This window comes from Paenibacillus sp. FSL K6-1330 (assembly GCF_037976825.1).
Taxonomy (GTDB): Bacteria; Bacillota; Bacilli; order Paenibacillales; family Paenibacillaceae; genus Paenibacillus_AQ.
On sequence record NZ_CP150269.1, the window covers coordinates 7,086,188 to 7,110,373 of the forward strand.

At 50.4% G+C, this 24,186-nt stretch carries 23 protein-coding genes and 1 pseudogene; 7 read left to right on the top strand and 17 right to left on the bottom strand.

Going from position 1 to position 24,186, the window contains the following annotated elements:
- Positions 1–15: 15 nt before the first annotated feature.
- From NYE54_RS32260 to NYE54_RS32270, 3 genes and pseudogenes are all read right to left on the bottom strand, one after another.
- Positions 16–495 carry a threonine/serine exporter family protein gene (locus tag NYE54_RS32260; RefSeq protein ID WP_076323830.1) on the bottom strand — a complete coding sequence of 160 codons (480 nt, stop codon included), beginning with the start codon at positions 493–495 and terminating at the stop codon, positions 16–18.
- 23 nt (positions 496–518) lie between these two features.
- On the bottom strand, positions 519–1,274 hold the full coding sequence (locus NYE54_RS32265; RefSeq protein WP_339268705.1) for a threonine/serine exporter family protein: 756 nt from the start codon (positions 1,272–1,274) through the stop codon (positions 519–521).
- 198 nt (positions 1,275–1,472) lie between these two features.
- Positions 1,473–1,826, bottom strand: a pseudogene (locus NYE54_RS32270) (aldo/keto reductase); the annotation flags it as partial.
- Between the two features lie 167 nt (positions 1,827–1,993).
- On the opposite strand from NYE54_RS32270, the gene NYE54_RS32275 reads away from it, so the two are divergent.
- From NYE54_RS32275 to NYE54_RS32295, 5 genes are all read left to right on the top strand, one after another.
- A complete protein-coding gene (locus tag NYE54_RS32275) occupies positions 1,994–2,518 on the top strand; it encodes a PadR family transcriptional regulator (protein ID WP_339268707.1) in 525 nt (174 codons plus the stop codon).
- 86 nt (positions 2,519–2,604) lie between these two features.
- Positions 2,605–2,904 (top strand): hypothetical protein, encoded by a 300-nt coding sequence (locus NYE54_RS32280; RefSeq protein ID WP_339268709.1) that lies wholly within the window; start codon positions 2,605–2,607, stop codon positions 2,902–2,904.
- A 330-nt stretch (positions 2,905–3,234) separates the two neighbouring features.
- The gene (serS, locus tag NYE54_RS32285; RefSeq protein WP_339268711.1) at positions 3,235–4,536 is read left to right on the top strand and encodes a serine--tRNA ligase; all 1,302 of its coding nucleotides are present in this window, start codon (positions 3,235–3,237) and stop codon (positions 4,534–4,536) included.
- A gap of 379 nt (positions 4,537–4,915) precedes the next feature.
- Positions 4,916–5,953, top strand: a complete 1,038-nt coding sequence (locus NYE54_RS32290) for an LLM class flavin-dependent oxidoreductase (protein ID WP_339268713.1) — start codon at positions 4,916–4,918, stop codon at positions 5,951–5,953.
- A 143-nt stretch (positions 5,954–6,096) separates the two neighbouring features.
- A complete protein-coding gene (locus NYE54_RS32295) occupies positions 6,097–7,101 on the top strand; it encodes a serine hydrolase domain-containing protein (protein ID WP_339268715.1) in 1,005 nt (334 codons plus the stop codon).
- A 112-nt stretch (positions 7,102–7,213) separates the two neighbouring features.
- Here NYE54_RS32295 and NYE54_RS32300 read toward each other — a convergent pair whose 3' ends face one another.
- The 8 genes from NYE54_RS32300 to NYE54_RS32335 all read right to left on the bottom strand — a co-directional run bounded on the left by NYE54_RS32300 (position 7,214) and on the right by NYE54_RS32335 (position 13,839).
- Positions 7,214–7,972 (bottom strand): SDR family oxidoreductase, encoded by a 759-nt coding sequence (locus NYE54_RS32300; RefSeq protein ID WP_339268717.1) that lies wholly within the window; start codon positions 7,970–7,972, stop codon positions 7,214–7,216.
- A 104-nt stretch (positions 7,973–8,076) separates the two neighbouring features.
- On the bottom strand, positions 8,077–8,829 hold the full coding sequence (locus NYE54_RS32305) for a glucose 1-dehydrogenase (RefSeq protein ID WP_339268718.1): 753 nt from the start codon (positions 8,827–8,829) through the stop codon (positions 8,077–8,079).
- Positions 8,830–8,848: 19 nt separating this feature from the next.
- Positions 8,849–9,265 (bottom strand): MarR family transcriptional regulator, encoded by a 417-nt coding sequence (locus NYE54_RS32310; RefSeq protein ID WP_339268720.1) that lies wholly within the window; start codon positions 9,263–9,265, stop codon positions 8,849–8,851.
- A gap of 268 nt (positions 9,266–9,533) precedes the next feature.
- Entirely contained in the window at positions 9,534–9,746 is a 213-nt protein-coding gene (locus NYE54_RS32315; protein WP_339268722.1) for a hypothetical protein, read from the bottom strand.
- A 78-nt stretch (positions 9,747–9,824) separates the two neighbouring features.
- Entirely contained in the window at positions 9,825–10,466 is a 642-nt protein-coding gene (locus NYE54_RS32320) for a nitrite reductase (RefSeq protein WP_339268724.1), read from the bottom strand.
- 88 nt (positions 10,467–10,554) lie between these two features.
- Positions 10,555–12,987 (bottom strand): heavy metal translocating P-type ATPase, encoded by a 2,433-nt coding sequence (locus NYE54_RS32325; RefSeq protein ID WP_339268726.1) that lies wholly within the window; start codon positions 12,985–12,987, stop codon positions 10,555–10,557.
- Between the two features lie 36 nt (positions 12,988–13,023).
- Positions 13,024–13,224, bottom strand: a complete 201-nt coding sequence (locus NYE54_RS32330) for a cation transporter (RefSeq protein WP_071218723.1) — start codon at positions 13,222–13,224, stop codon at positions 13,024–13,026.
- Positions 13,225–13,515: 291 nt separating this feature from the next.
- Positions 13,516–13,839: a metal-sensitive transcriptional regulator gene (locus NYE54_RS32335; RefSeq protein ID WP_339268728.1), complete on the bottom strand. Its 324-nt coding sequence runs from the start codon at positions 13,837–13,839 to the stop codon at positions 13,516–13,518.
- Between the two features lie 211 nt (positions 13,840–14,050).
- Here NYE54_RS32335 and NYE54_RS32340 point away from each other — a divergent pair, with 211 nt between their 5' ends.
- Both NYE54_RS32340 and NYE54_RS32345 read left to right on the top strand, forming a co-directional pair.
- Positions 14,051–14,749 (top strand): response regulator transcription factor, encoded by a 699-nt coding sequence (locus NYE54_RS32340; protein ID WP_339268730.1) that lies wholly within the window; start codon positions 14,051–14,053, stop codon positions 14,747–14,749.
- Positions 14,742–15,848: a HAMP domain-containing sensor histidine kinase gene (locus NYE54_RS32345; RefSeq protein ID WP_339268732.1), complete on the top strand. Its 1,107-nt coding sequence runs from the start codon at positions 14,742–14,744 to the stop codon at positions 15,846–15,848. The genes NYE54_RS32340 and NYE54_RS32345 overlap by 8 nt, the downstream gene beginning before the upstream one ends.
- Positions 15,849–16,057: 209 nt before the next feature.
- Here NYE54_RS32345 and NYE54_RS32350 read toward each other — a convergent pair whose 3' ends face one another.
- From NYE54_RS32350 to NYE54_RS32375, 6 genes are all read right to left on the bottom strand, one after another.
- Positions 16,058–16,597 (bottom strand): hypothetical protein, encoded by a 540-nt coding sequence (locus NYE54_RS32350; protein ID WP_339268734.1) that lies wholly within the window; start codon positions 16,595–16,597, stop codon positions 16,058–16,060.
- 206 nt (positions 16,598–16,803) lie between these two features.
- Positions 16,804–18,906, bottom strand: coding sequence for an alpha-glucuronidase family glycosyl hydrolase (locus tag NYE54_RS32355; protein ID WP_339268736.1), 2,103 nt, complete (start codon positions 18,904–18,906; stop codon positions 16,804–16,806).
- Positions 18,907–19,097: 191 nt separating this feature from the next.
- A complete protein-coding gene (locus NYE54_RS32360) occupies positions 19,098–20,114 on the bottom strand; it encodes an endo-1,4-beta-xylanase (protein ID WP_339268738.1) in 1,017 nt (338 codons plus the stop codon).
- 163 nt (positions 20,115–20,277) lie between these two features.
- Positions 20,278–21,213 (bottom strand): carbohydrate ABC transporter permease, encoded by a 936-nt coding sequence (locus NYE54_RS32365; protein ID WP_339268739.1) that lies wholly within the window; start codon positions 21,211–21,213, stop codon positions 20,278–20,280.
- 52 nt (positions 21,214–21,265) lie between these two features.
- Positions 21,266–22,129 carry an ABC transporter permease subunit gene (locus NYE54_RS32370; protein ID WP_256720668.1) on the bottom strand — a complete coding sequence of 288 codons (864 nt, stop codon included), beginning with the start codon at positions 22,127–22,129 and terminating at the stop codon, positions 21,266–21,268.
- A gap of 284 nt (positions 22,130–22,413) precedes the next feature.
- Positions 22,414–24,099 carry an ABC transporter substrate-binding protein gene (locus NYE54_RS32375; RefSeq protein ID WP_339268741.1) on the bottom strand — a complete coding sequence of 562 codons (1,686 nt, stop codon included), beginning with the start codon at positions 24,097–24,099 and terminating at the stop codon, positions 22,414–22,416.
- Between the last annotated feature and the right edge of the window lie 87 nt (positions 24,100–24,186).

Genomic DNA, 24,186 nt, shown 5'->3' on the forward strand with positions numbered 1-24,186 from the left:
TTAGGTCGCGAGAGCTTACGAGCCGGTCGAATTGGGTTTTCCAGCTCTTCTCCGGGATATCGACCACTTCCGAATGATCTGATTGGTCACCTCCGATAGCAGCAAACCCAGCGCGATGGCGCCTGAAATCATGAAGGCCTGCGCTCCCAACTGAACAGCCTGATCAAATTGATTCTGGGCGACATGCCGAAGGGCATTGTAGGCGACTCCGCCCGGTACGAGCGGAATAATCCCCGACACGCTGAACACGATAATGGGCGTCTTGTATTTTTTGGCGAAAAAATGGCTGATGATCGTCACGCAAAAAGCCGCAAACACAGTGGCCGTCACCGGCTCAACCATCATGTTCTGCAGCATAATGTAGAGCAGCCAGCCCACCATGCCGGCAAACCCGCACTGCAGCAGTGCTTTTTTGGGTACGTTGAATATGATCCCGAAGGCCGCCGAAGCAACAAAACTCGTGATGAGCTGCTGTATATAAAAGGTTGCCACCATCTTCACCTCCACTCACACATCTCTTAGAATGACAACGTAAACGCAATTCCCGCTCCGATGGCAAAGGACGTAACAAAAGCCTCCGCGCCTTTGGACAAGCCGGATATCAGATGCCCCGCCATTAAATCGCGGATGGCATTCGTGATCAGCAAGCCCGGTACCAGCGGCATCACGGAACTGATAATGATCGTATCCAGCTGATGGCCGAATCCGTATTTGACCATCCATACGGAGGTTATGCCGATGACCAGCGCTCCCGAGAATTCGGCGAAGAATCGCACCGGTATGACCCGATGCATGAATAGAAAGCAGGAGAAGCCAAGACCGCCCGCAATGGCCGCCGGTACGAAATCCGGCCAGACGCCGCGAAACATAATGAGGAAGCAGCCGCTTGCGATCGCTGACAGGAGAATCAGCAGCCATGTCGGATATATCGCCTGCTCATGTTCGATTTTCTCAAGCGCCCTATGAGCCTCTTCAATCGTCAGCTCACCGAGGCTTATGCTCCGAGACACGCTGTTGACCTGATCGATCTTATCGAGATTGGTTGTCCGATCCGAAATACGAATAAGCCGCGTAATATGCTGAGGCTCCTCCATCGAGAAGATAATCCCGGTCGGAGTCATATAGCTGTGGCTGTTCTCCACGCCGAAAGCCGCGGCGATCCGCATCATCGTATCCTCGACCCGATAGGTCTCGGCACCGCTTTGCAACATGATTTTTCCTGCTAACAAGCAGACCTTGATAATGTCATGCTCCCGCTTCAACAAGTCATTCAAAACGACAATCCTCCTGCTGAACACATTCCGATTCAGAATCTTTGCCTATATTATAGTATCATTACCATGATTAAGCATAGGATATGCTTTAAAGCAGCACTGCAGCAGCTGCAATCGTTCTGAACAAAGTCATCCTCCTACACAAAAAGCCCCCCGAATGATCGGGAGGCTTCTTACTATTTATCCTCGGAATGCAGCCTAATAGGCACCGCGGATGTGCTCCGCTACCCGCTCCTGATAGAAGCGGGCCAGGCGTACCTTTTCCTCCATGGTGAATGAGGGCACTTCCAGCGTGCCCAGATTATCTTCAATCTGACGGACGCTGCGGAAGCCGGGAATGACAGCGCTGACCTCGGGGCAGTCCAGGATCCAGCGCATGGATGCACGAGCCATGTCGCCTCGGCCCTCGGCAATCCAAGCGAGCTCTCTGGCGAGCTCAACTCCTTTTTCGAACCGGAGGCCGGCAAAGGTCTCACCCACGTTAAACTGCTCCCCGTTCGCATTGAAATTCCGGTGATCCCCTTCGCTGAAGGTGGTGTTCTCCGTAAATTTAACGTTAAATCGCTTTCATTCAATCCATATATGACATTTACCTATTTTCCGCAGGTTGTTGACAAATCATTCCATCGTACTTATAATTACAATCATTAGATATCCAACGTTGGATATCCAGTTATGAAATTATTCTTCACCTACACATCCTAAGGAAGTGACCCAACATGACCAACCTCATCCTGCTCTCATTCCTGCGCCAGCGCCCGATGCACGGCTATGAAATTCAGCAGCTTATTCAGGCCAGCCGCATGGACCTATGGACGAATATTCTGTCCGGCTCCATCTATTATGCACTTAACAAGATGGAAAGCGACGGTCTGATTGCAGCCACCGCTGAAGAGCGGACCGGTGCGAGACTTCGCAAAATTTACAGTATTACGGATGAAGGCGAGAAATTATTCCAGAAGATGATCCGCGAAACCTTGACGCTTCCTCCCCATACCGTCAAATCCGACTTCTCTCTTGGATTGGTCTGGATCGAGAGCATTCCCAAGCAGGAAGCGGTGGAATTGCTGCAGCAAAACCTCAAGCAAGTGGAAGAATCGCTGGCACAATGGCGTTCAGGTAAACAAATCAAGGGACAGTACGGCTTATCGAAGATCGCTCTTGCTACCTTCGATAATGCGATCTCAAGCCTGGAACAAGACATCGCCTTTCTCAACAAGATCATAACACTCGTTCAAGAATAAGCCTCAGCATCAGCTGCGGCTTTCATTTCCGGTCAATATCCAATATTGGATATATAACATTGGTTAATAAGGAGCGTGAATACGAGATGATGTTACCTACTCTCATTCAAGCGAAAGGTTTAAGAAAAACCTATGGTCAGCGAACGGTCGTACATGATGTGGCTCTAGATATACGAGAAGGTGAAGTGCTTGCGATCATCGGGCCGAACGGCATGTCCATTGCCGTTTCTCCGCAAGCCGATATCTCTGGCATCTGGATGCCCCTCATGATTCTTGCGGGCTTCACGGTCCTTATCCTCGGCGCAGCCGCATGGACCTTCCGCTGGGATGCGGAGCAGCCTGCCGGATGGAAGCGGGCAGCTGCGAAGAAAGCGGCGTCGATGTAACAGCGTACAAAAATCCAATGAGCCCCTTGTATAAAAGACACCTCATGCGGTATACTGAACAACAATATTAACATCAGGCCGATGAAGAGCTTCCAACTCCGAGGCGTTCTCGTCAAGGCGATCTGATCCTATAATCGATCAGACATCTCCCTAAGTTAACCGGACCCGCCCGTTACCGCGGAATCAAAGTGGATTGAACACGGACCAACCTGTTTCGTGATTAGGTTACGGTTCAATCAATTTGGGTGGCACCGCGAGCGCATAAGCGTCCCTCGTCCCATATGGACTAGGACGCTTTTTTATTTTTTCAGAAGAAGGAGCGCGGTGATTATGCTAGATATGAAATGGATCAGAGAGAGCACAGAAAATCAGGAAGAACTGCAGCGAGTGGCTGACCAGAAAGGCATCGCCCTGTCGGTTGCCGAACTTGTCCGGCTGGATGACCAGCGCCGGACACTGCTGCTGGCCGTGGAGAGATTGCGGCAGCAGCGCAATGCCATCTCGCAGGAGATCAGCACGCTCGTGCGACAAGGTAAACAGGAAGAAGCCGAGCGGACGAAACAACAGGTCAAGGACATCAACGATCAGTTGGGCAAGCAGGAAGCGTTATACCGAGAGGTTGACGACGCCTACAACAAGCTGCTCATCCTTGTACCGAATATCGTTTCGCCGGATACGCCAGTCGGAGCTTCGGATGAGGACAATGTAGAGATCAGACGGGTTGGCGAGCCCCCCGTGTTTGATTATGAATACAGGGATCATGTCACGCTCGGCGAGCTGCACCGGATGATCGACATTCCCCGCGGCGTCAAAACCGCCGGCACACGCAGCTACTACCTGACCGGCATCGGCGCCATGCTGCATCGGGCCGTCCAGCAGCTTGCAGTGGATATGCTGGTCGCCAAGGGTTTTACCCTTATGGACGTACCGTTAACCGTTAGGACGGAGGCCATGGAGAACACAGCCTTCTTCCCGCTTGGTCAAGATCAGGCTTTTCAAATTATGGAGCAGGATAAGTGGCTCGTCGGTACGTCGGAAGTGCCGTTGGTATCGTTCTATAGCGGTGAAATCGTCGATGTGACGCAGCCGATTCGCCTGGCAGCAGCATCGCTGTGCTTCCGGAGCGAGGTCGGCTCGGGCGGCCGGGACGTCCAAGGCCTGTATCGGGTGCATCAGTTCGCGAAGGTGGAACAGGTCGTTCTTTGCGAGGCCAGCGCGGAAGCCTCGGAGCTGCTTCTACAAGAGATCACAGCCAATGCCGAGGAGCTGCTACAGAAGCTCGAACTGCCTTACCGTGTCGTTGCCGTCTGTACCGGGGATATGTCGCAGAAAACGTACAAGCAATACGACATCGAGACATGGATGCCAAGCCGCGGGGCTTATGGTGAGACTCACTCGTCGTCGAATCTGCTCGACTTTCAGGCGCGTCGCTCGAACATCCGCTATCGGGACGCAGAAGGCAAGCTGCGCTACTGCCACACCCTGAACAACACAGCCGTCGCTTCGCCGCGAATTCTCATCCCGCTGCTGGAGAACCATCAGCAGGCCGACGGTTCGATCCTCATTCCCAAGGCGCTCAGACCTTACATGAACGGGATGGAGCGGATTGAGCCTCCAAGTGAAACAAAATGAACAAAACCAACATAATCTGAACATCCCACAGCGCAGCCGTCAAGGCTGCGTTGTTTTGCTATTGTTACCTTCTTAACAAAAAGCTTGCCAAAGCTCCGTCATAAATACACCGAATGGGATTCACCGATAATTAGATCAGAATAAAAGCATATATTATATGGAGCAGTTATATAACACATGAAAAGGTTCCTCTTTATGCGGTCTGGCTTGAAGGTTCTTCGAAGTACATTTTTCTTATGGATTAAGTAGGTATATAATGTTCGTTATATAGGGATATCAACTATCGATAATAGATTTCATATTTTCCAGCATCCAGACGGATGTCTTCTCCCTATATAAAAACTTACCGTGCCGCGCACGAATAAGGAGGTCAACCCATATGACAGAACCCCATCTTGATCATACAGCGCCCAAAACGCTTCGCGATATCCCTATTTCCATCCTGGATCTCGCCCCGATTACAGCGGGCAGCACCGCTGCACAGTCGCTGCGGAATACACTCGATCTGGCCCAGCATGCCGAGAAGTGGGGGTATAACCGCTACTGGCTTGCCGAACACCACAATATGCCGGGGATCGCCAGCTCGGCCACTTCGGTCGTCATTGGCCATGTCGCCGGGGGCACGAGCAAGATCCGCGTCGGATCCGGCGGCATTATGCTGCCGAACCACGCTCCCCTGGTCATAGCCGAGCAGTTTGGGACCCTCGAATCGTTGTATCCCGGCCGGATTGATCTCGGTCTTGGCCGTGCGCCGGGATCGGATCAGCTCACATCCCGGGCACTCCGCCGCGGTCCGGGCAGCGACGGGCAGGATTTCCCGGATCGCCTCGGCGAGCTGCGGAATTACTTCCAGCCCACCTCAGGCTCGTCCATGCGTATCCGGGCGATTCCCGGTGAAGGCCTGCATGTACCGATCTGGCTGCTCGGCTCCAGCGGTTTCAGTGCGCAGCTGGCAGGCCAGCTGGGGCTTCCGTTCTCTTTTGCAAGCCACTTTGCTCCGGATTATCTGATGGCCGCGCTCGATCTGTACCGTACCAGCTTCCGCCCTTCATCCGAGCTGAGCAAGCCGTATGCCATGATCGGCGTGAACGTAATCTGTGCCGACACGGACGAGGAAGCGGAGCGTCTGGCTACCTCGCCGTATCAGCAGTTCCTGAACATCATCCGCGGCCGTACCGGCCAGCTGAGCCCGCCGGTGGACAGCATGGATGATCTGTGGAACCTGCAGGAGCAGGCCATCGTGAAGCGCCAGCTCAGCTTCTCCGCCATCGGCAGCCCTGCAACCGTACGTGCGCAGTTGGAGGAGTTCCAGCAGTCGACGAACGCAGACGAGATTATTGTCGCAGCCGCCATCTACGATCATGAGGCACGCCTGCGTTCATATGAGCTGCTGGCGGATGTCGTCGGTATCAAATAAGAGAATCCGTTATAATACTTGTTAACAAGCAAAAAAAAAGACCTATCCGCCGATGTTGGAGCAGATAGGTCTTTTTCCATATCTTGCTGAGTCCCATAATTATCCTTATGATGAAGGTATACTAACAGTGGAGGGATAAGGATTTGAGTGATATACAGGAACAGATTGATACCTATTTGAATTCACTTGCCCAAGATCGTAAATTCAGCGGTTCCGTTTTGGCTTCAAAGAAAGACTCTATTTTGTTCAAAAGCGGCTATGGCAAAGCCAATATTGAGCTCGATGTAGACAACACGCCTGAAACCGCCTTTCGAATCGGATCTATAACAAAGACCATTACCGCACTAGGCGTTGTACAGCTCATTGAACAGGGTAAGCTATCTTTTGACGATTACATAGGCAAGTATTTTCCGTGCCAAAAGGACGGGGACCGTATTACAATCCATCACCTGTTAACTCATACATCCGGCATTACCAACTATACCGAGAATGCTAATTTATTTGACTGGGCCTCATTACCATCCAATACGAAGGAATTATTGAATCGATTTTCTAACATAGATTTAAATTACGAACCCGGTGAAAAGTATCAGTATTCCAATTCCGGTTATGCCCTTCTCGGAGCTCTGATTGAACAAGCATCAGACCAAAGTTATGGCTCCTACATTGAGGATCATATATTCAACCCTCTGGGCATGGTCAATACAAGGTTAGATGACCCACAAGAAATTATCCCACTGCGAGCATCTGGCTACGAGATCGATACTAATGAAAAATTGATAAATAGCTATAACATTCACCCCTCCAATGCCTATGCTGCTGGAGGAGTCATCTCCACAGTTGAGGATTTATATCTGTGGGACCAAGCCTTGTACACCAACAAGCTGCTCCCTCAGCATCTTATTAATTATATGCTCACACCTCATAAAGGCGATCATGATTATTCATATGGCTGCGGCTGGATCATTCAGGATACTCCCTACGGAACGATGACAGGCCATACGGGAGGCATTCCGGGATTTACTTCCATTCTTATGAGATTCCCATCAACCAAGGTCACTGTCATTGTGCTCAGTAATATGTTTCAGGACGTGGCGCATGTTGGGCAGCATATTGCGGGGATCTTGCATCCAAACACCGCTGTCTAATCTGTATAGAACGTGTCAGCGCCGCTGTTGCACAGCAATATATTATGCTATACCAAAAAGACCAGCCAAACCCGGTATTCCGGTGCTTAACTGGTCTTTTTTTCTTTATATATTACAGCGTCAATCCGCCATCAATCGTAACCAGCGAACCTGTCATATAGCTGGAGCCCGGGGAAGCCAGGAAGGCAACCACGTTCGCGATTTCATCCGCCTCAGCCGGACGTCCCATCCGCATGTTGCCCACTTCCTCAGGCACGTAGCCGCCTTCCATGAAGGACTTGGCCACCGCTGCCGTAAGCGGCGTCTGAACGCCGCCCGGACAAATCGCGTTCACGCGAATGCCCTGCTTCACGTATTCCAGCGCTGCCCCCTTCGTCAAGCCCACCACCGCATGCTTGCTTGCCGAATAAGCGGCCGCGCTGTGCTCGCTGCGGATACCCGCCGTGGAAGCGGTATTAACGATATGTCCGCTGCCCTGCTCTTTCATGACTTTCAGTACATACTTCATGCCGAGGAAAGCACCCTTGACGTTCACGGACATTTGACGGTCAAATTCGTTCTCGTCGATGTCGTCCAGCATGGAGAACTTCTGCACGATGCCTGCATTGTTGAAGAAGAAATCGATTCTGCCGTAAGCTTCAACCGCCTTGTTCACATAGTTCTGAACATCCTCGGTTTTTGTTACATCCGCTTGCACGAAGATTCCCTCTCCGCCCTGTTCCTTGATCAAACGCAGCGTTTCTTCGCCGGCTTCCTTGTTGAAGTCAACGAGCACTACCTTTGCACCGTTCTCTGCCAATTTCAAGCTGCTGGCTCTGCCGATCCCGCTGGCTGCCCCTGTAATGACAGCGATCTGTTTGTTATCGGACATGAAATAACACTCCCCTTGATGATAAGATAAATTAGGTCTGACCGAGTAGTATCACGAACATTTCTGCCGTCTATTGCCTATAGACAAGCCAATGGAAGAATGACTTACTTCGCAAAATATCCGCCATCAATCGGCAGCTCAACACCTGTAATATAAGAAGACTCATCCGAAGCAAGGAACAATACGCCGCGAGCGATATCTTCCGCTTTGCCCAAGCGTGGAAGCGGAGTCTGGGATTGGAACCATTGCATCATTTGCTCATCCTTGAACAAGTCCACGGTCATTGGCGTTTCAATGTAGCCAGGGTGAACCGAATTACAGCGGATGTTATGCTTCGCAAAGTCAACGGCTGTGGCTTTAGTCAGCATGCGCACCGCGCCTTTGCTTGCCGTGTAGGGGCCAGCGCCGCTGCCGCCTGTCAGACCGGCAATGGAGGAGATGTTGACGATGGAACCGCCCCCGGCTTCGATCATGTGCGGAATGACATATTTCTGACCGAGGAATATGCTCGTAACGTTAATCGACATCGTCTTCTCCCAGCCTTCCACCGTCAAATCCATGAACGGCGTTGCATTGGAGACACCGGCATTGTTCACCAGAATGTCGACTTTGCCGAATTTTTGAACCGTCTCGTCTACAACACTAACCCAATCTTCCTCAGAAGCTACGTTGTGCTTGAATCCGATCGCTTTGCCGCCAAGCGCTTCAATCTCGGCTACGACGTCTTTGATCTTGTCTTCCTGAAGGTCCGTAATCGCAACCTTAGCTCCCTCTTGCGCAAACAAAAGAGCGTCAGCTTTACCCATACCACCTGCTGCACCCGTAATGATTGCTACTTTATTGTCTAATCTCCCCATGAGAATACCTCCTGATATATTAGTCGTTAGTTTGGCTATCTTCATTGGACTGCCCGATCTTAAGCTGCAGATGTTCAATCATCTTCTCATATGAAGCGATCAACACATCCATCTCCTGATTCGAGAAATCCGACCATAAGCCTTCATTCAAATCACGGTACTTCGCAATCATCCGGGCTTCAACTTCACGGCCCTGCTCCGTAATCTTAAGATAGACCTGACGCCTGTCCTCGATTGACGCCACCCGTTCAATATAACCCTTGCTGACCAGCTTGTTGCTCAAGTTGGTCACAGCCGACAGCGTAACATTCAAGGCATTGGCAAAATACGAGCTGGTCTGCTGCCCCTCATACGCCAAAGTCTGAAGCACGTAGTACTGGGGGCCGGTCAAATCATTGTCCAGAATCTTGGCATAGTTCGCCACAAGCGTCATCATCTGACGAGCCACCATGTTAGATAATTGTTCCCTCTTATCCAGTTTCATCACCTCGATGCACAACAAAGTACTTACAAATATATTACAAATTTAAATAGTTAAAAGCTTTTAACAATCTAAATTGTATACCCTTTCATATCGCTCGTCAACCACGATAAAATGCCCAATCTGGTTGTTTTTCCCATCGTCGCAAGTAGAGAAGACGAAATGCGCCCAAAGTGAATCTCGCTTGATCGAACCAAGCAAGGATTTTAGTGGATATCGCGTTCTAATCTATAGAAAAAAAGAGCACCCTCAGGTGCTCTTGAGAGTATATCCATCCTCGTTTCGGCGTATCCGTTACGAGAAATAGCCGGTATTCATAGTAGGCGCGAGCCGCGCTTTCTCTGCCATTCCCAGTGGCGAAGAGTGAGATCACCGCTTCGGTAAATCCGCCATTCCGATCCGACGAGACAAGGGCAGCTAATTGATGAAGTCGCACGAAATAGGAGATCCCTAATACGCGGCGTCCGCTAACAAAAAAGGCACCACCCTAAGGTGATGCCTTCCAAGCCTTTTGTTACCCTGCCGTATCCATCCGCGCATCCAGCGTGAGTTGACGCAGCTGATCGAGTGTCATGCGATCTACGAAGCGCGAGAACTTCTCTTTCTTCTTGCCGTTCTCCTGATAGACGACGATCAGCTTCAGGATGATCGGGGCCAGCTGCTCCGGCGCTAAATCCTTATGCAGTGGCTTTGCCAGAGCAGCCTTCAACCCTTTCGGCTCTCCACCTACATAGATATCATAGGTATTTCTCATCTTAATAACGGCAATATCCTTCAGCAGCGGTTCACTGGTGCCGAGCGCGCAGCCGGCGTAACCGATCTTTAGCGGATTAGGTACAGGATGATCGGCGATCGCTTCATCCAGCACCTTCGCAACATCCAGTCCCGAATCCTCCGCCCCCCGGCAGAAGTTGCAGGTGATCAGGCTCTTGGAGACAAAACCGGCAGGATGAACCTGAAGTCCGGCGGCTTCCAGCTTAGCCTTTGCTTCTTCCACCCGCTCTACGTCCATCTCCACGTAGAGCTGTTTAAAGGTAGTCATCTCAATGCGGGCATCCTCACCCACGATGGAGCCCAATACGGACAGCTGATCCGGGCGGAACAGCGTTCCGCCCACTTCAAAGCCGGGTGTCACTGCGAATTTTTGCGTTGCCAATGTCTACACCCCCATCAAGTTGCCCTAATAATCATATCCTTGTTAGGTTGCTTCATACACTATATATGAACGGTCAGTCTGCTTTTCGTTATACCTTCATTCGCTGCAGGCGAAGGGCATTCAGCACGACCGATACAGAGCTCAGTGCCATGGCGGCCCCGGCCACCCAAGGTGCCAAAAGCCCGATGGCGGCAATCGGAATGCCAAGCGAGTTATAGCCCAGCGCCCAGAACAGGTTCTGACGGATGTTGCTCATCGTCTTGCGGCTCATGTAGATGGCATCCGGAATGCTGTTCAGGTCGCCTTTCATCAGCGTCACGTCAGCAGCTTCCATCGCCACATCCGTACCTGTTCCGATAGCCATTCCAATGTCGGCAACCGCAAGTGCCGGCGCATCGTTAATGCCGTCGCCAACCATGGCGACCTTCTTACCTTGCTGCTGGAGCTTCTTCACTTCATCTGCCTTGCCTTCGGGCAGTACCTCAGCACGCACATGGTCGATGCCAACCTGCTTCGCGATGGCCTGTGCCGTGCGTTCATTGTCACCGGTAATCATGATGACCTCGATGCCCATTTCTTTCAATCTCGCTACGGCAGCACGGGACGTCTCCTTGATCGTATCCGCCACAGCCACAAGACCCGCATATTGGCCGTCTACCGCTGTCAGCATGGCAGTCTTACCCTCGGTTTCAAGCTCTGACATTCTGCCGAGGATCGAATCAATCGGTACGTTATGCTGTGCCATTAGCTTGCGTGTGCCTACCAGTACCTCATGCCCTTCCACGCTGGCACGGATACCGTAACCTGGAATGGCTTCAAAATGCTCGGCAGCCGGAAGCTGCGTACCTTTTTCCTCAATCCCGGCCACAATCGCTTCAGCAAGCGGATGCTCGGAGCTCTTCTCAGCAGATCCGACCAGACGAAGGAACAGCTCTTGATCTAAGTTATTCACTTCCACATCGGTCAACTCGGGTTTACCTTTCGTGACTGTTCCTGTTTTATCCAGAATAATCGTATTGATTTTATGGGTAGACTCCAAATGCTCCCCGCCCTTGAAAAGGACGCCCAGTTCTGCAGCACGGCCCGAACCCGCCATGATCGAGGTCGGTGTAGCCAGACCCAGCGCACACGGACAAGCAATAACCAGAATCGCAATGGCAATTTCTAACGATTGCGCGAAATTACCAGGCGCTATCCAGAAGTACCATACGAGGAAGGCAACAATCGCTATGCCGACCACGATCGGAACGAAGATGCCGGAGATGACATCAGCGACCCGCTGAATCGGAGCTTTGGAGCCTTGTGCTTCCTCAACCACCTTGATAATTTGGGCTAGAGCGGTCTCTTTACCCACTTTCGTCGCTTCAAGCGTCAAGCGCCCGTTCTTGTTTATGGTGGCGCCGATGACGGCGTCGCCCGCTTTTTTCTCAACCGGAATGCTTTCACCTGTCAGCATCGACTCATCTACCGCCGACGTGCCCTCCACGACTTTACCGTCCACCGGGATTTTCTCACCCGGCTTCACTAATACAAGATCACCCACCAGGACCTGTTCCACCGGGATGGTCATCTCCTGACCGTCACGAACGACCAGCGCTGTTTTGGCTTGAAGGCCCATCAGGGTTTTGATAGCCTCCGATGTACGGCCTTTGGCCAGGGATTCGAACAGTTTCCCCATAATGACCAGCGTGATCAGAACCGCACTCGTTTCATAGTACATTTCGGGCCCATGGTGTACATTGGCTCCGGCAGCGGCCCAATCGATCGTTAAATACAGACTGTAGAAATAGGCTGCCGAGGTACCGAGTGCGACCAGAACGTCCATATTGGCGCTTTTGTTGCGAAGAGCCTTATAGGCTCCCACATAGAACTGTTTTCCGATAAAAAACTGTACCGGCGTTGCCAGGATCAGCTGGAACCAAGGGTTCATGAACAGATCCGGCATCCAGATCCAGGAGGTGAAGGAGAAATGGCTCACCATGGCCCAGAGCAGCGGCAGCGACAGTATCGCCGACAGGAGTAGCTTCCGCTTTTGCTTGGTGATGGCCTCCTTGCGGTGACCTTCCTGATCAAGCGTCTCCTGTTTGGAAACCGCCTGATACCCGAGCTTCTCCACACGCTGTTGAATATCGCTAAGGCTTACCTCTGCGGGATTGAATTCCACCCGGGCCGTCTCCAGTGCAAAATTGACGTTGGCCTGATTAACACCTGGCATCTTGCTTACCACTTTCTCGATTTTCGAAGCACAAGCGGCGCAGTACATGCCAATCAGCTGCAGGTCCACTGTTTCCTTTGCTGTTCCGTAGCCCAGCTTTTCAATTTTCTCTTCCATCTGCTGGACGGTAACCACATTCGGATCAAATGTAACCGACGCTTTTTCCAGCGCAAAATTCACATTCGCTTCCTGGACGCCTTCCATTTTATTTAGGCCCTTCTCAATCCGATTCGCACAGGCGGCACATGTCATACCCGTTAACTGCAGCGACGTTTTCTTCTGTTCCAATGCTGTTCCTGCTCCCATCTTCTCCTCACCCCTCTTCATCCTCGTGCCGTTTGGTTAAACTACGTTATATCCTTGTTCCTCGATAATTTCTTTGATTTTATCCAAATTGACTTTGCCTGCGTCATATTTGACGGAGACCGTGCCTGCCTTCAAATCCACATGTCCCTCGATGTTCTCATTCTTTAAAGCTCCCTCAATGGAATTCACGCAATGCATGCAAGACATACCTTCTACTTTTATTGTTACCTGTTCCATGTTCAATCTCTCCTTTGGGTTATGAATTTATTTTGAGCAGCCCTTCTAAAAGCGTGCCCGGAATAAGTTTTGAACTGGTTGTTCTCGTTTCTTGATGTTAGTATACCCCCCTACCCTATATATAGTCAATGGGGTTTTCTCATTTTTTTTTAAAAAATATGTCCTCGCTATGAATTAACCGCATAACCATGCGCTATTCTTCACCCTGAATAAACAATTACTGCCACCTTTAGAAGGTGGCAGCTCCATGGAAACTCATCATAACCAGACCGTCTCCAGCCAGGAATTCCATTATTTCATTAACTTGTTCATGGTTGTTAACAGCTCGGTAATAACATCGTCGTCACCTTCCTGCAGGCGTTCCACCACACAGCTCTTCATATGATGCTCAAGCAGCAATTTGCTGACGCCGTTCAAGGCCGACTGGATCGAGGAGATCTGGTTTAATACATCATCACAGTACGTATCCTTCTCAATTAAGCCCTTTACACCGCGAATCTGTCCTTCAATCCGGTTCAACCGGCTGACGAGGTTGCTTTTCGTTTTGTCGGAATGATGGCTCTTCCGTTCACTGGTTACTGCGCATGCATCATGTACATGGTTCTCGGCTGTCATACCCATTCCCCCCTTGATCACATTACTTCATCTTATTCTAACCCTATTCTCAGTATATCATATAGCCCCCCACCCTATAAAGCCCAGCTTATGGAATAAAGATTGAAGCCATAGCCGGATGTACATCGGGATCGATTCAATTATTGAGATTTTAGAACGATTCATATAACATGGTCAAAAGGTTAATCATCATTTTACGGGAGTGAACAAAATGAGCCGTATCACCATATTAATCGCGGATGATGAGTCCGAGATTGCCGACCTGATCGAGCTGCATTTAAAAAAAGAGGGTTACCACTGCATTAAGGCACGCAATGGCCAGGATGCCATTCATGCGGTTCAAACGTATCCGATTGATCTGGCTATTTTGGATATTATGATGCCCAAGCTCGACGGCTATGAAGTAACAAGGCAAATTCGCGAAAAGTTTTTACTGCCTATTATTTTTCTCAGTGCCAAAATTTCGGACCTCGATAAAATCGAGGGATTGGTGCGAGGGGCGGATGATTATATGACCAAGCCGTTCAACCCCATGGAGTTGGTAGCTCGCGTGAACGCCCATCTCAGGCGTACCAAGCAGTTGAGTCAGTCGGCAGCAGAAGTGAATAAACCTATCGTGGAGATCGGGGGCGCCGTCATTTATCCGGATCAGCGAGTGGTCGAGCTCTACGGTAAGCCCATTGAATTGACGCCCAAAGAATTTGATATCTTGTATCTGCTCGCCAGGCATCCCAAAAAAGTCCATAGTGCCGAACATATATTTCAGCAGGTATGGGGCGAAGACTACTATGAAGGCAGAAACACGGTGATGGTACATATTCGTACACTGCGAAAAAAGCTCGGGGAAGATACCAACAAGCATAAACTGATCAAGACGGTATGGGGAGTAGGTTATACCATCCATGTCTAACATGATATTTAGCTTTCGGACTAAAATGATTCTGCTGCTCATGGCTAGTATGCTTGCATCCGGCGTTATTACCTTTGGGATCTATAAAGCTCTCCAACTGTACTATCGTTCTGAAGTTTTGTTTGAGAATCCGTTAACTCGAATTCGATATTTCATGAGGTACGAAATTGGAGATGTGAACTCGTTTTTAATTATTTTTGTACCGCTTGCCATCATGTTTTTCTTCTTGTTCACCAAGCCTTATGCTAAATACTTCAAAGAAATCTCCAAGGGGATCCATCAGCTCGCAGCCGGCAATTTCATCGATCGGGTCCATATTACGTCCAAAGATGAGTTCGGTGCGATTGGGCGAGATATAAATTTAGCCATGGATAACCTGCGGGAAGCCGTAGAACGGGGCGACTCTGCTGAGAGCAGCAAGGATCAGCTGGTTCTAAACCTGGCCCATGACTTGCGCACACCGCTGACCTCCGTTATCGGGTATCTGGATTTCATTCTTAAAGACAATCAGCTGACTCCGGAGCAATCCAGGCACTATGCCCATATCGCTTACACCAAGTCTCAACGCTTGGAGAAACTTATCGATGAGTTATTTGAAATCACCCGAATGAACTACGGCAAGGTCCAGCTTGAGAAGAACATGATCGATCTCGATGAGCTGCTTAACCAACTGAACGAAGAATTATATCCTATATTTGAAAAAAACGGCCTTACCTCCAGAATGAACATTGCGGAGCAGTTGATTATAGGCGGAGATGGAGATTTACTGGCTCGCGTATTTGAGAATCTCCTCACCAATGCGATCCGGTATGGGAATGATGGCCAATTCATAGACATTCACGCATATGTGGATGCCGATGAGGTTGTCGTTCAAATCATCAACTATGGCGATTGTATTGAACCTGAGGAGCTTCCGCATATCTTCGATATGTTTTACACCGGCGATCGGGCACGAAGCCATCAAACGGGAAGCACGGGACTCGGGCTCTTCATTACCAAAAACATCGTGGAGCAGCATGGTGGAACCATTTCCGCACAGAGCAGCATGATCCGCACACTCTTCGAGGTGCGTTTGCCCAAGGGCGATTCATTTATTTAAGAAAAATTTTAGAAATAGCCTGCTTCTTTTTTAAATATTTTTCCCTAACCTTAAGAACATAGGACTGGGGACCAAAGAATAGGAAGCAGGCTATTTAACATAACGAATTCGTTCTTTTTACTCAAACCATTTTATCCCATTGTACAAACCCGAACCTCCAGATCGGTGCGTACCGTATCTCCAGAATCCTAGCATCACCAAGTCCTGAATCATTTGCCGGAGGACGCATATTGAATATCTAGAAACAAAAGGGTGTCCGCGTGCCCATCGGAATTATACATGGATGAAAAGATAAAAATATCCGCCGATTCTGTTTTAGGCGGACTCTTCTCGAGGAACTTCCCCTTCTTATTGTCATAGAAATACTCCAGGATGTCATCGGATGGTGATGGATCGTATTCTCCATATCGTTTCTTGATCTCGCCAATTTGCATTCCTATTTCAGCACCGCGCGTTGTTTGATAATGACCTTTCGATTCTTCCTCCATCCTGATCGCAACAACGGCATCATCTCTGTAGAACACCGCGATCCCGAAATCGTAGTCAAATACACCTCTGGCATGCTCTTGTCCCGTGCCAAGCACTTTTTCAGCATCCGCACGATTCATGCCGTAGTGTACCTTTTGGCCATTATCTATGCGCACGATCCCCATGTCTTCTTTGGTAAACTTCTCCGTTGGCTCACCGCCGCCGCTACAGCCTCCTAAGACCAGGATCAATACTATCAACAAGCAGAAGTATCTAACCATGTAATCCTCCTCCTCTAGAGTTTTTTCCAAGATTTTACCATATAATGCTTTACAAAGGGCACTATTTCTACCTGGGCGTGCATCAAAAGTACATGCTCACAAAAAGGTTCGGCATTCGAAAAGTATCCAGCCATAAAAAAAGATGCCCCACCAGATCCAGCATCTGATGGGGGCACCCTAATTTCCACGTCCAGTTATAAATGATCTTAATAAATCGTCCGCCCCTGCTCATCCGGCACGCCGGATTTACGGAAGAAATATGTGTTGATTACATCCCGCCAATGCTTCGCATGCTCGGCTTGATCAGTCAGCCGGTCAGTAACCTGAGCGAAACGCTCCGGATCGACCATTCCTTCCAGCGAGGTCCATGCCTCAAGCAATCCAGCCGCTGCTTGCGCCCCGTCAAAATGCGCATCATAGATATGCTGAATCACCGATTTACCGGATTTCAACACATGTGAATACGGCACATGATGGAAGAACAGCAGCAGCTCGTCAGGACAATCCGCCAGCGAATCATATCGAGCCTTATTCGGCTCGAAATACTGTGCGGTATAACCCGTTCCCGTCGCCACCGTGCGATCGACGCCTATCCCGTCCCGATCGGCAAAATGGTACGTACCCCACCTTGAATATTCATAGCCGTCCACATCCGGGCCATAATGCGTATGCGGCGTAATCATCCAGCCCACCCCGAGCGGGGAAGTGTAGCTTTCATAGATCGGCCACGATTGCATAAGCATGTCGCATACCGTGTTGACCACCATGTCGTCATTACCGAAGGTTAACCTCGTCCATTCTTCCGCGCTCTCCTCGGAGGACAATTCCGGATCCCAGACCAGACGTCCAAAGCCATACAGATTGGCCTGTGCCAAGGTGTGCCCCGTCCAGTTCTCATCATTTCCAATGTTGGAAACGGCAGCGATTCCGCTGTATTTCATGCCGTGCAGGGAACCATTCACGATCTTCTTCACCTCGGACCCCGCCCCATTCGCATAGGTATCGAAATCCAGCACCTCTTTCCATTGCGGCACCAGATAGCATACGTGACGCTGCTGTCCGGTATATTCCTGGGCGGCCTGGAACTCGAGCACTTGATTGGTCTCTTTCAAGCTGCCAAACAGCGGCGATACCGGTTCCCGCACTTGAAAGTCCATGGGCCCGTTCTTAATCTGCAGCAGCACATTGTCCTTAAACCTGCCGTCCAGCGGGGTAAAATGATCATAGGCCGCCCGTGCGCGGTCTGTGCTGCGGTCGCGCCAATCCTGCATGCAGTTGTAGACGAAGCAGCGCCAGATGACGAGCCCGCCATGCGGCTCCAAGACTTCAGCCAGCATATTGGCGCCATCGGCATGGTCCCTGCCATAGGCAAACGGGCCGGGGCGATGCTCCGAATCCGCCTTCACCAGGAAGCCGCCAAAGTCCGGAATATGATCGTAAATCTCATTCGCCGTGTCCTTCCACCACTGCTGAACCTCTTCGTTCAGCGGATCGGAGGTCGATACGCCGCCGATATGCAGCGGAGCCGCAAAGTTAATGCTCAAGTACAATGTAATCCCATATACCCGGAAGATATCCGCAATCTTCGCAATCGTCGGCAAATATTCCGCGGTAATGAATTTTGTCTCGATCTCGTGCACATTGACGTTATTAATGGAGATGGCATTCATACCCACGGAAGCCAACAGACGAGCGTAATCTCTCACGCGATCCAGATTTTCGGCAAACCGTCCGTTTTCGTAAAAAATCGAGCTGCCCGAGTACCCGCGTTCCACCGAGCCGTCGGCATTATCCCATTGATTGATCATCCGCAGTCCGTTCGCTGGCTGCTCGGTTACGTTCAGTCCAGTTAACGGTTGGTCAGAGGCCAGCAATCTCAATAAATGAAACACCCCATATAATACGCCTTTACCGGATCCACCGATCAATACCAACTTCTCCTGCTGCCCTTGGATTGAATGCTCCAGCTGAAAACCTTCTGCGCCTAGCTGGGCTGCCATCCGGCCCCTATCTCGACCTGAGCTGTCCCCGCCTGAGCCGACCCCCTCCATTTCTCCCATGTCTGCATCAGCTGCCGCAAGAATGCGTACCTCGAGATAAGATGAAGCCGGGGCCTCGACCGTGATGACCGGTACAATCCCCAGCATGGATTGGCATGCCCGCTTCAGTTCCTCAATGGCAGCGTTCGCAACCCGCGACTGCTGCAGGTCCGCTACAATCGTGCCGAGCAGCCTGCTGTATCCGGAGGCAAGCTCCCGGTCCTTGATGGGCGCATACTGCAGCCACGCTTTATATAAAGTGCTGTTCAATGTAAACTCCCCCTTTTTGTACAAGGTCAACGTTTCTCCCCAGCATCTCACTGTTTTCAACGCCTGCTTCCTTAAGCTCGAACATGCAGACGCCGGCCACAAGGACCGGCATCATGACAAACTGATGGCGTCTTCAGCCGCCTGTATTATCGCTATTGTTATATAAAATGATAGCTTAAGCCCCAGTATCCTTACACCTTAATCGTATGCTCCACCAATCGGTGAAACGCCGGTTTCGGCTGATGCCGCTCATCAAACAGGAAGGGCCAATTCTTTCGCCCCCGTACCGGGAAATCGTCCAGCCAAGTGTAATCGTCGGCTGCGCCCCAGAAGGTAACGGACGTAATATGATCCCGGTACTCCTTCAGAATGCCGAACATTGCCTCGTACCGCTTGGCTTGAGCCTCCAGAAGCTCTTCTGGCGCTTCGGTCAGATCCTTCCGCTTGTCGTCAAACCGGAACATCGACACATCGAGCTCCGTGAGCTGAAGCTGCAGGCCGAGCGACGCATACTTCTCGATCGCGGCGCGGATATCGTCAAGACCCGGATCGTACAGATTCCAGTGTGCCTGCAATCCTATGCCATGGATCGGCGTTCCTTGATCCAGCAAAGACTTGACCAGTGTATGGATTTTGTCCCGCTTGTTCGGATGGGACTCATTGTAATCGTTATAGAACAACAGCGCCGACGGATCGGCTTCATGAGCATACTCAAATGCCTTGGAGATAAACTCCGGACCGGCAATGTCCAGCCACTTGGATGGACGAAGCAGCTCGGCGCCTTCATCGGCAATTACCTCGTTGACGACGTCCCAGGCGTAAATATCATCCTTGTACCGCTTTACGACCGTATCGGTATGCGATTTCAACCGTTCAAAAAGCGTGGCTTTATCCACCAAGTCCCCGTTTTTGTCTACGAACAGCCAGTCGGTTGTTTGGTTATGCCACACCAGCGTATGGCCGCGCATCTTCATCCCATGCTTGCGGGCGAAGGTGACGAGCTGGTCCGCATCCTTGAACGTATATCTATCCTCCGCCGGATGCACGCTGACAAACTTCATTTCATTTTCCGCTGTGATGCTGTTGAAATGATAGGATAGCAATTCCTCTTGCGTTTCGATCGTCCGCGGGCTCACGGCCGCTCCAATGAGAAAGTCATTCGCGAACCATTCCTTAAGCCTCGGTTCATTTCGCTGCGTGTTGGACACATCCAGTCCCTCCTTAAATTATAGATAATAGCAAGATTGATGGTTATGATCGTGATGCCACAGGCATCGGTTGGTCGACAGCCATCCATTCATGCCCCGGACCACGCACCGTGCGCACAGGGAGTAGTTCGCACGATGTACTTAAATTAGCGGCTCCCGGAGCTCAGCCTTTCACGCCGCCCAGAGTCATCCCTTGTACGAAGTATTTTTGCAGGAACGGATATACCAGAATGATCGGCACGCTGGCCACAATGGTCATCGTTGCCCGAATGGAGGTCGGCGTAACCTGATTCGCACCGCTCTCGGAGCTTGCAAACTGGCTTGCATAATCGTTGCCCGAATTCAGCGATGAGTTCGAATTCTGGAGTATTTTCATCAGTTCATACTGCAGGGTGCTAAGCTCACTGTATGAAGAGTTGTACAAGAATACGTCAAACCAGGAATTCCACTGGGATACCGCCGTAAACAGCGATACCGTAGCAAGCACGGGCACGCATAACGGAAGCACGATTTTCATGAAAGTCGTGAATTCGCCGGCGCCGTCGATCCGGGCCGATTCCAGAATTCCCTCTGGTAGTCCTTCAATAAAGGAACGGATGACAATCACGTTAAACACGCCGATCAGGCCTGGAATGATGTACACCGAGAAGGTGCCCAGCATGCCCAATTCGCGAATCAGCAGGAAGTTCGGAATCAAACCGCCGCTGAAATACATCGTTAAGATGAAAGCAATCGATACGAATTTACGCAGCACATATTCCGGACGGCTGATCGTATAGGCGACCATGGCACAGCAGAATACCGAGGTAATCGTTCCGATCACCGTACGCAGAACCGAGATGAAGGTAGCGTGAAATATCGTTGCTTCGTTAAATACATATTTATAATTCTCCCACGTGAAATCCCGCGGCCATAAATAAATGCCGCCTTTCACCGAATCCGTCGCATTGTTGAAGGATACCGCGAGCGTATTGATGAACGGGTATAACGTGATAATCATGAGACAGATCATAAACACCATGTTAAAGGTATCGAATAACCGGTCCGCAGGAGACTTGAACCGGGCATGAGCTCGTGGTAAATCTGACATCTTCGCCATATGAATCCTCCTGTACGTTTTCTGATAGAGAACGGTCCTCGCAAGCTTTCGCTTAGAACAATCGATCTTCGCCCAGTCTCTTCGCGATATGGTTGGCCGTGAACAAGAGTATGAAGCTGACGACCGTCTTGAACATACCGGCTGCAATCGAGAGCGAGAAGTTGCCCATCTGAATACCGTATTTCAGCACGAAAATATCCAGGTTCTCGGAATAATCCACGTTCATGCCATTGCCAAGCAAATATTGCGGTTCAAAACCGGATTCGAGCAGGTTGCCGATATTCATAATCAACAGGATGATGAATACTGGTTTCAGACCCGGCAAGGTGATGTTCCAGATCCGTTGAAAGCGTCCGGCGCCATCGATTTCCGCCGCCTCGTACTGCGAGGGATCGATCATCGTCATGGCAGCCAAATATATAATGGTGTTCCAGCCGACATTCTTCCATACTTCCGAAACACCGAGTATTCCCCAGAAATATTCCCCTTCCCCAAGCCATAGGATCGGTTCCTTAATCATCCCGAACCACATGAGGAGTTCATTGATAATCCCGCCGTCTGCGGACAGGGCCGTCGAAATAATGCTCGCAGCCACAACCCAAGAGATGAAATGGGGCAAATAACTGATCGTCTGCACGACTCGTTTGAACATCAAATTACGCAGCTCATTGAGCAGAATCGCTAACACAATTGCCGTCACAAAACCTAAGACGAGGTTGATAAAACTCATGGCAAGCGTGTTGCGCATGACCCGGAGGAAGTGTTCGTCCTGAAACAGGAAGGTAAAATGCTGCAAGCCTACCCATTGCTGATCGAAAATCTTCTTGGCCGGTTTAAAATCCTGAAACGCGATTGTCCAGCCCCATAAAGGCATGTACTTAAAGACAAACAACCATATCAAAAAAGGAATCGACATGAAGACCAGCGCCTTCTGTTGCAGCAGCTTCTGGAAAAAGCCTTTTTCGCCTGTTGGCGGTTTATTGTTTAATTCAGTATCGTTTTTCCGTTGTTTATTGAAGAAACCTTTCGATACCGCCGGCGTTTCGCGCAACGCCGTCGTCTCTGCAGGTCCAATCGGGTTCGCCTTATCCACGGTTTCTTCTCCTTCCTATCCAGCCTATCAATTATGCTGTTATAGAAGAGGAGGGACGGATACAACCATTTTGTGTGGTCCGCCCCTGATCACCTCTCCTTCATCTATTATTGTCCCTGGACATTTGCGATTTTCTTAGCTACTTCCTCGGTGATCAGATCCTCGTATCCCTTCACATCCAGCTTGCTGAACTCGCCCACGTATTCATTCCAGATGCCGTCAAACTGGGCAGGGTTTGCAAGAACCAGTTTCGGGAAGTATTTACGCTGTAAATCGCTTTTCTTCTGCGTGAAGATTTGGGCCGGTGAGCCCTGGTCAATCGGAATGCTCCAAGCCGGGTACCATGGACGGTCGTCCGGTGCGGCAAACAATTGCGAGAAGGAATCGATGTCGTATGCTTCCAGCAATTTCTTGTCCGGTTCGGAGTAGGACATTTTGGCAACCTCAGGCTGGCGTCCTGCACCCACGGAATTACCGTCAGGAAGCGTAGAACCGTTGCCGTAACGAGGCCAGTTGTATTCAAAGTACTTGAAGCCGAACGACTCGCGGAAGGCTTCCGTATTGGTCTGTGCAATCTGCTCTTCCGTACGGTAGAAGCGTCCATTCTCATCGACGGAATACGTCTCGTCCTTAATGCCCCAGTTCGACAGAATCTGGTTCTCGTCCGTAAGCAGGTTGTTGAAATACTTCACAATGCGCTCGGGATCCTTCGCGCTGACGGAGATCCCTACACCGCGGTTGTTAACAAAGGATGGTGGATCCAGATATTGATCCTTGGTATTCTCATCGTATACAATCGGCAACGCCATATATTCGAGATCGTCGTCACCCGATTTATTGGCTGTTTCGCGCAGGTTGTTCATCGCTTGGCCTACCTGCCATCTATAGTCGAAGAAGCCGAGAACCTTACCGGAAGTCAGTTTGGCAAGGTATTGATCATAGTTGTCCACGAAAGAGGATTTATCGAACAGGCCTTCCGCATTCAGTTTGTTCAGCTCCTGCAGGTAACGCTTCGTAATGTCATCGTCCGCGTAATCGTTCGCTACATGGGTTTCCATGTCAATGATGATCCCGCCATCGTTCGGATAGCCGGCCAAGTGCATTGGGGCATTGGTCAAGGCAAAAAATTTATCCTGCGTCGTCAGTGCCAGATATCCGGTCAAGCCTTCCTCCGGATGTTTCTTCACGTAGTCGCGAATCAGGCCCAGGTACTCGTCGAACGTCTTGATCTTCGGATAACCCGCTTCCTTCAGGACGCGGCGTTGAATCCAGAATGCTCCTTGCTCGATATTGGGAGCCGACGTGTACTCGCCTACAACCGCGCTTAGCGGCAGGAAGTAAATGTTGCCGTCCTCGGCCTTCATGAGGTTGTAATACGGCTCGTACACGCGCTTGATGTTGGGGCCGTACTTATCGATCAGGTCATTGAGCGGAATGAAGGCGCCAGCCCCGACCAGCTTGTCGATCGAGCTCCCCGGTACAATCACATCGGGATAATCGTTACTGGCAATGAAGGTTCCCACCTTGGTGTTCTCGTCCCCTACCAGATGTTCCATTTTAAAATTCACGCCGGTTTGGTCCTCAAAAATTTTACCGATGGTGGTCTCGTTCGTATTTTTGTCTTTACCTGCTGCTGAGTTAAAGTAGGTGAAGGTGACCTTCTCTTCTTTCTTCTCGCCTTCGCCGCCGGCTGCCGGTGTGTCATCCGCTGCCTCTTTACCGCCGCCGCAAGCTGCCAGAAGCGATACCATCATAACCACGGTCAGACAGCTCAGCCAAAATTTCTTGTTCATGCTCTTGACCTACCCCTTTCGGTCTCGTTTATTTGTAAGCACTTTCATTATAAGAGAGCTCTGGAGCGATTTTCACCCGTCAATCTT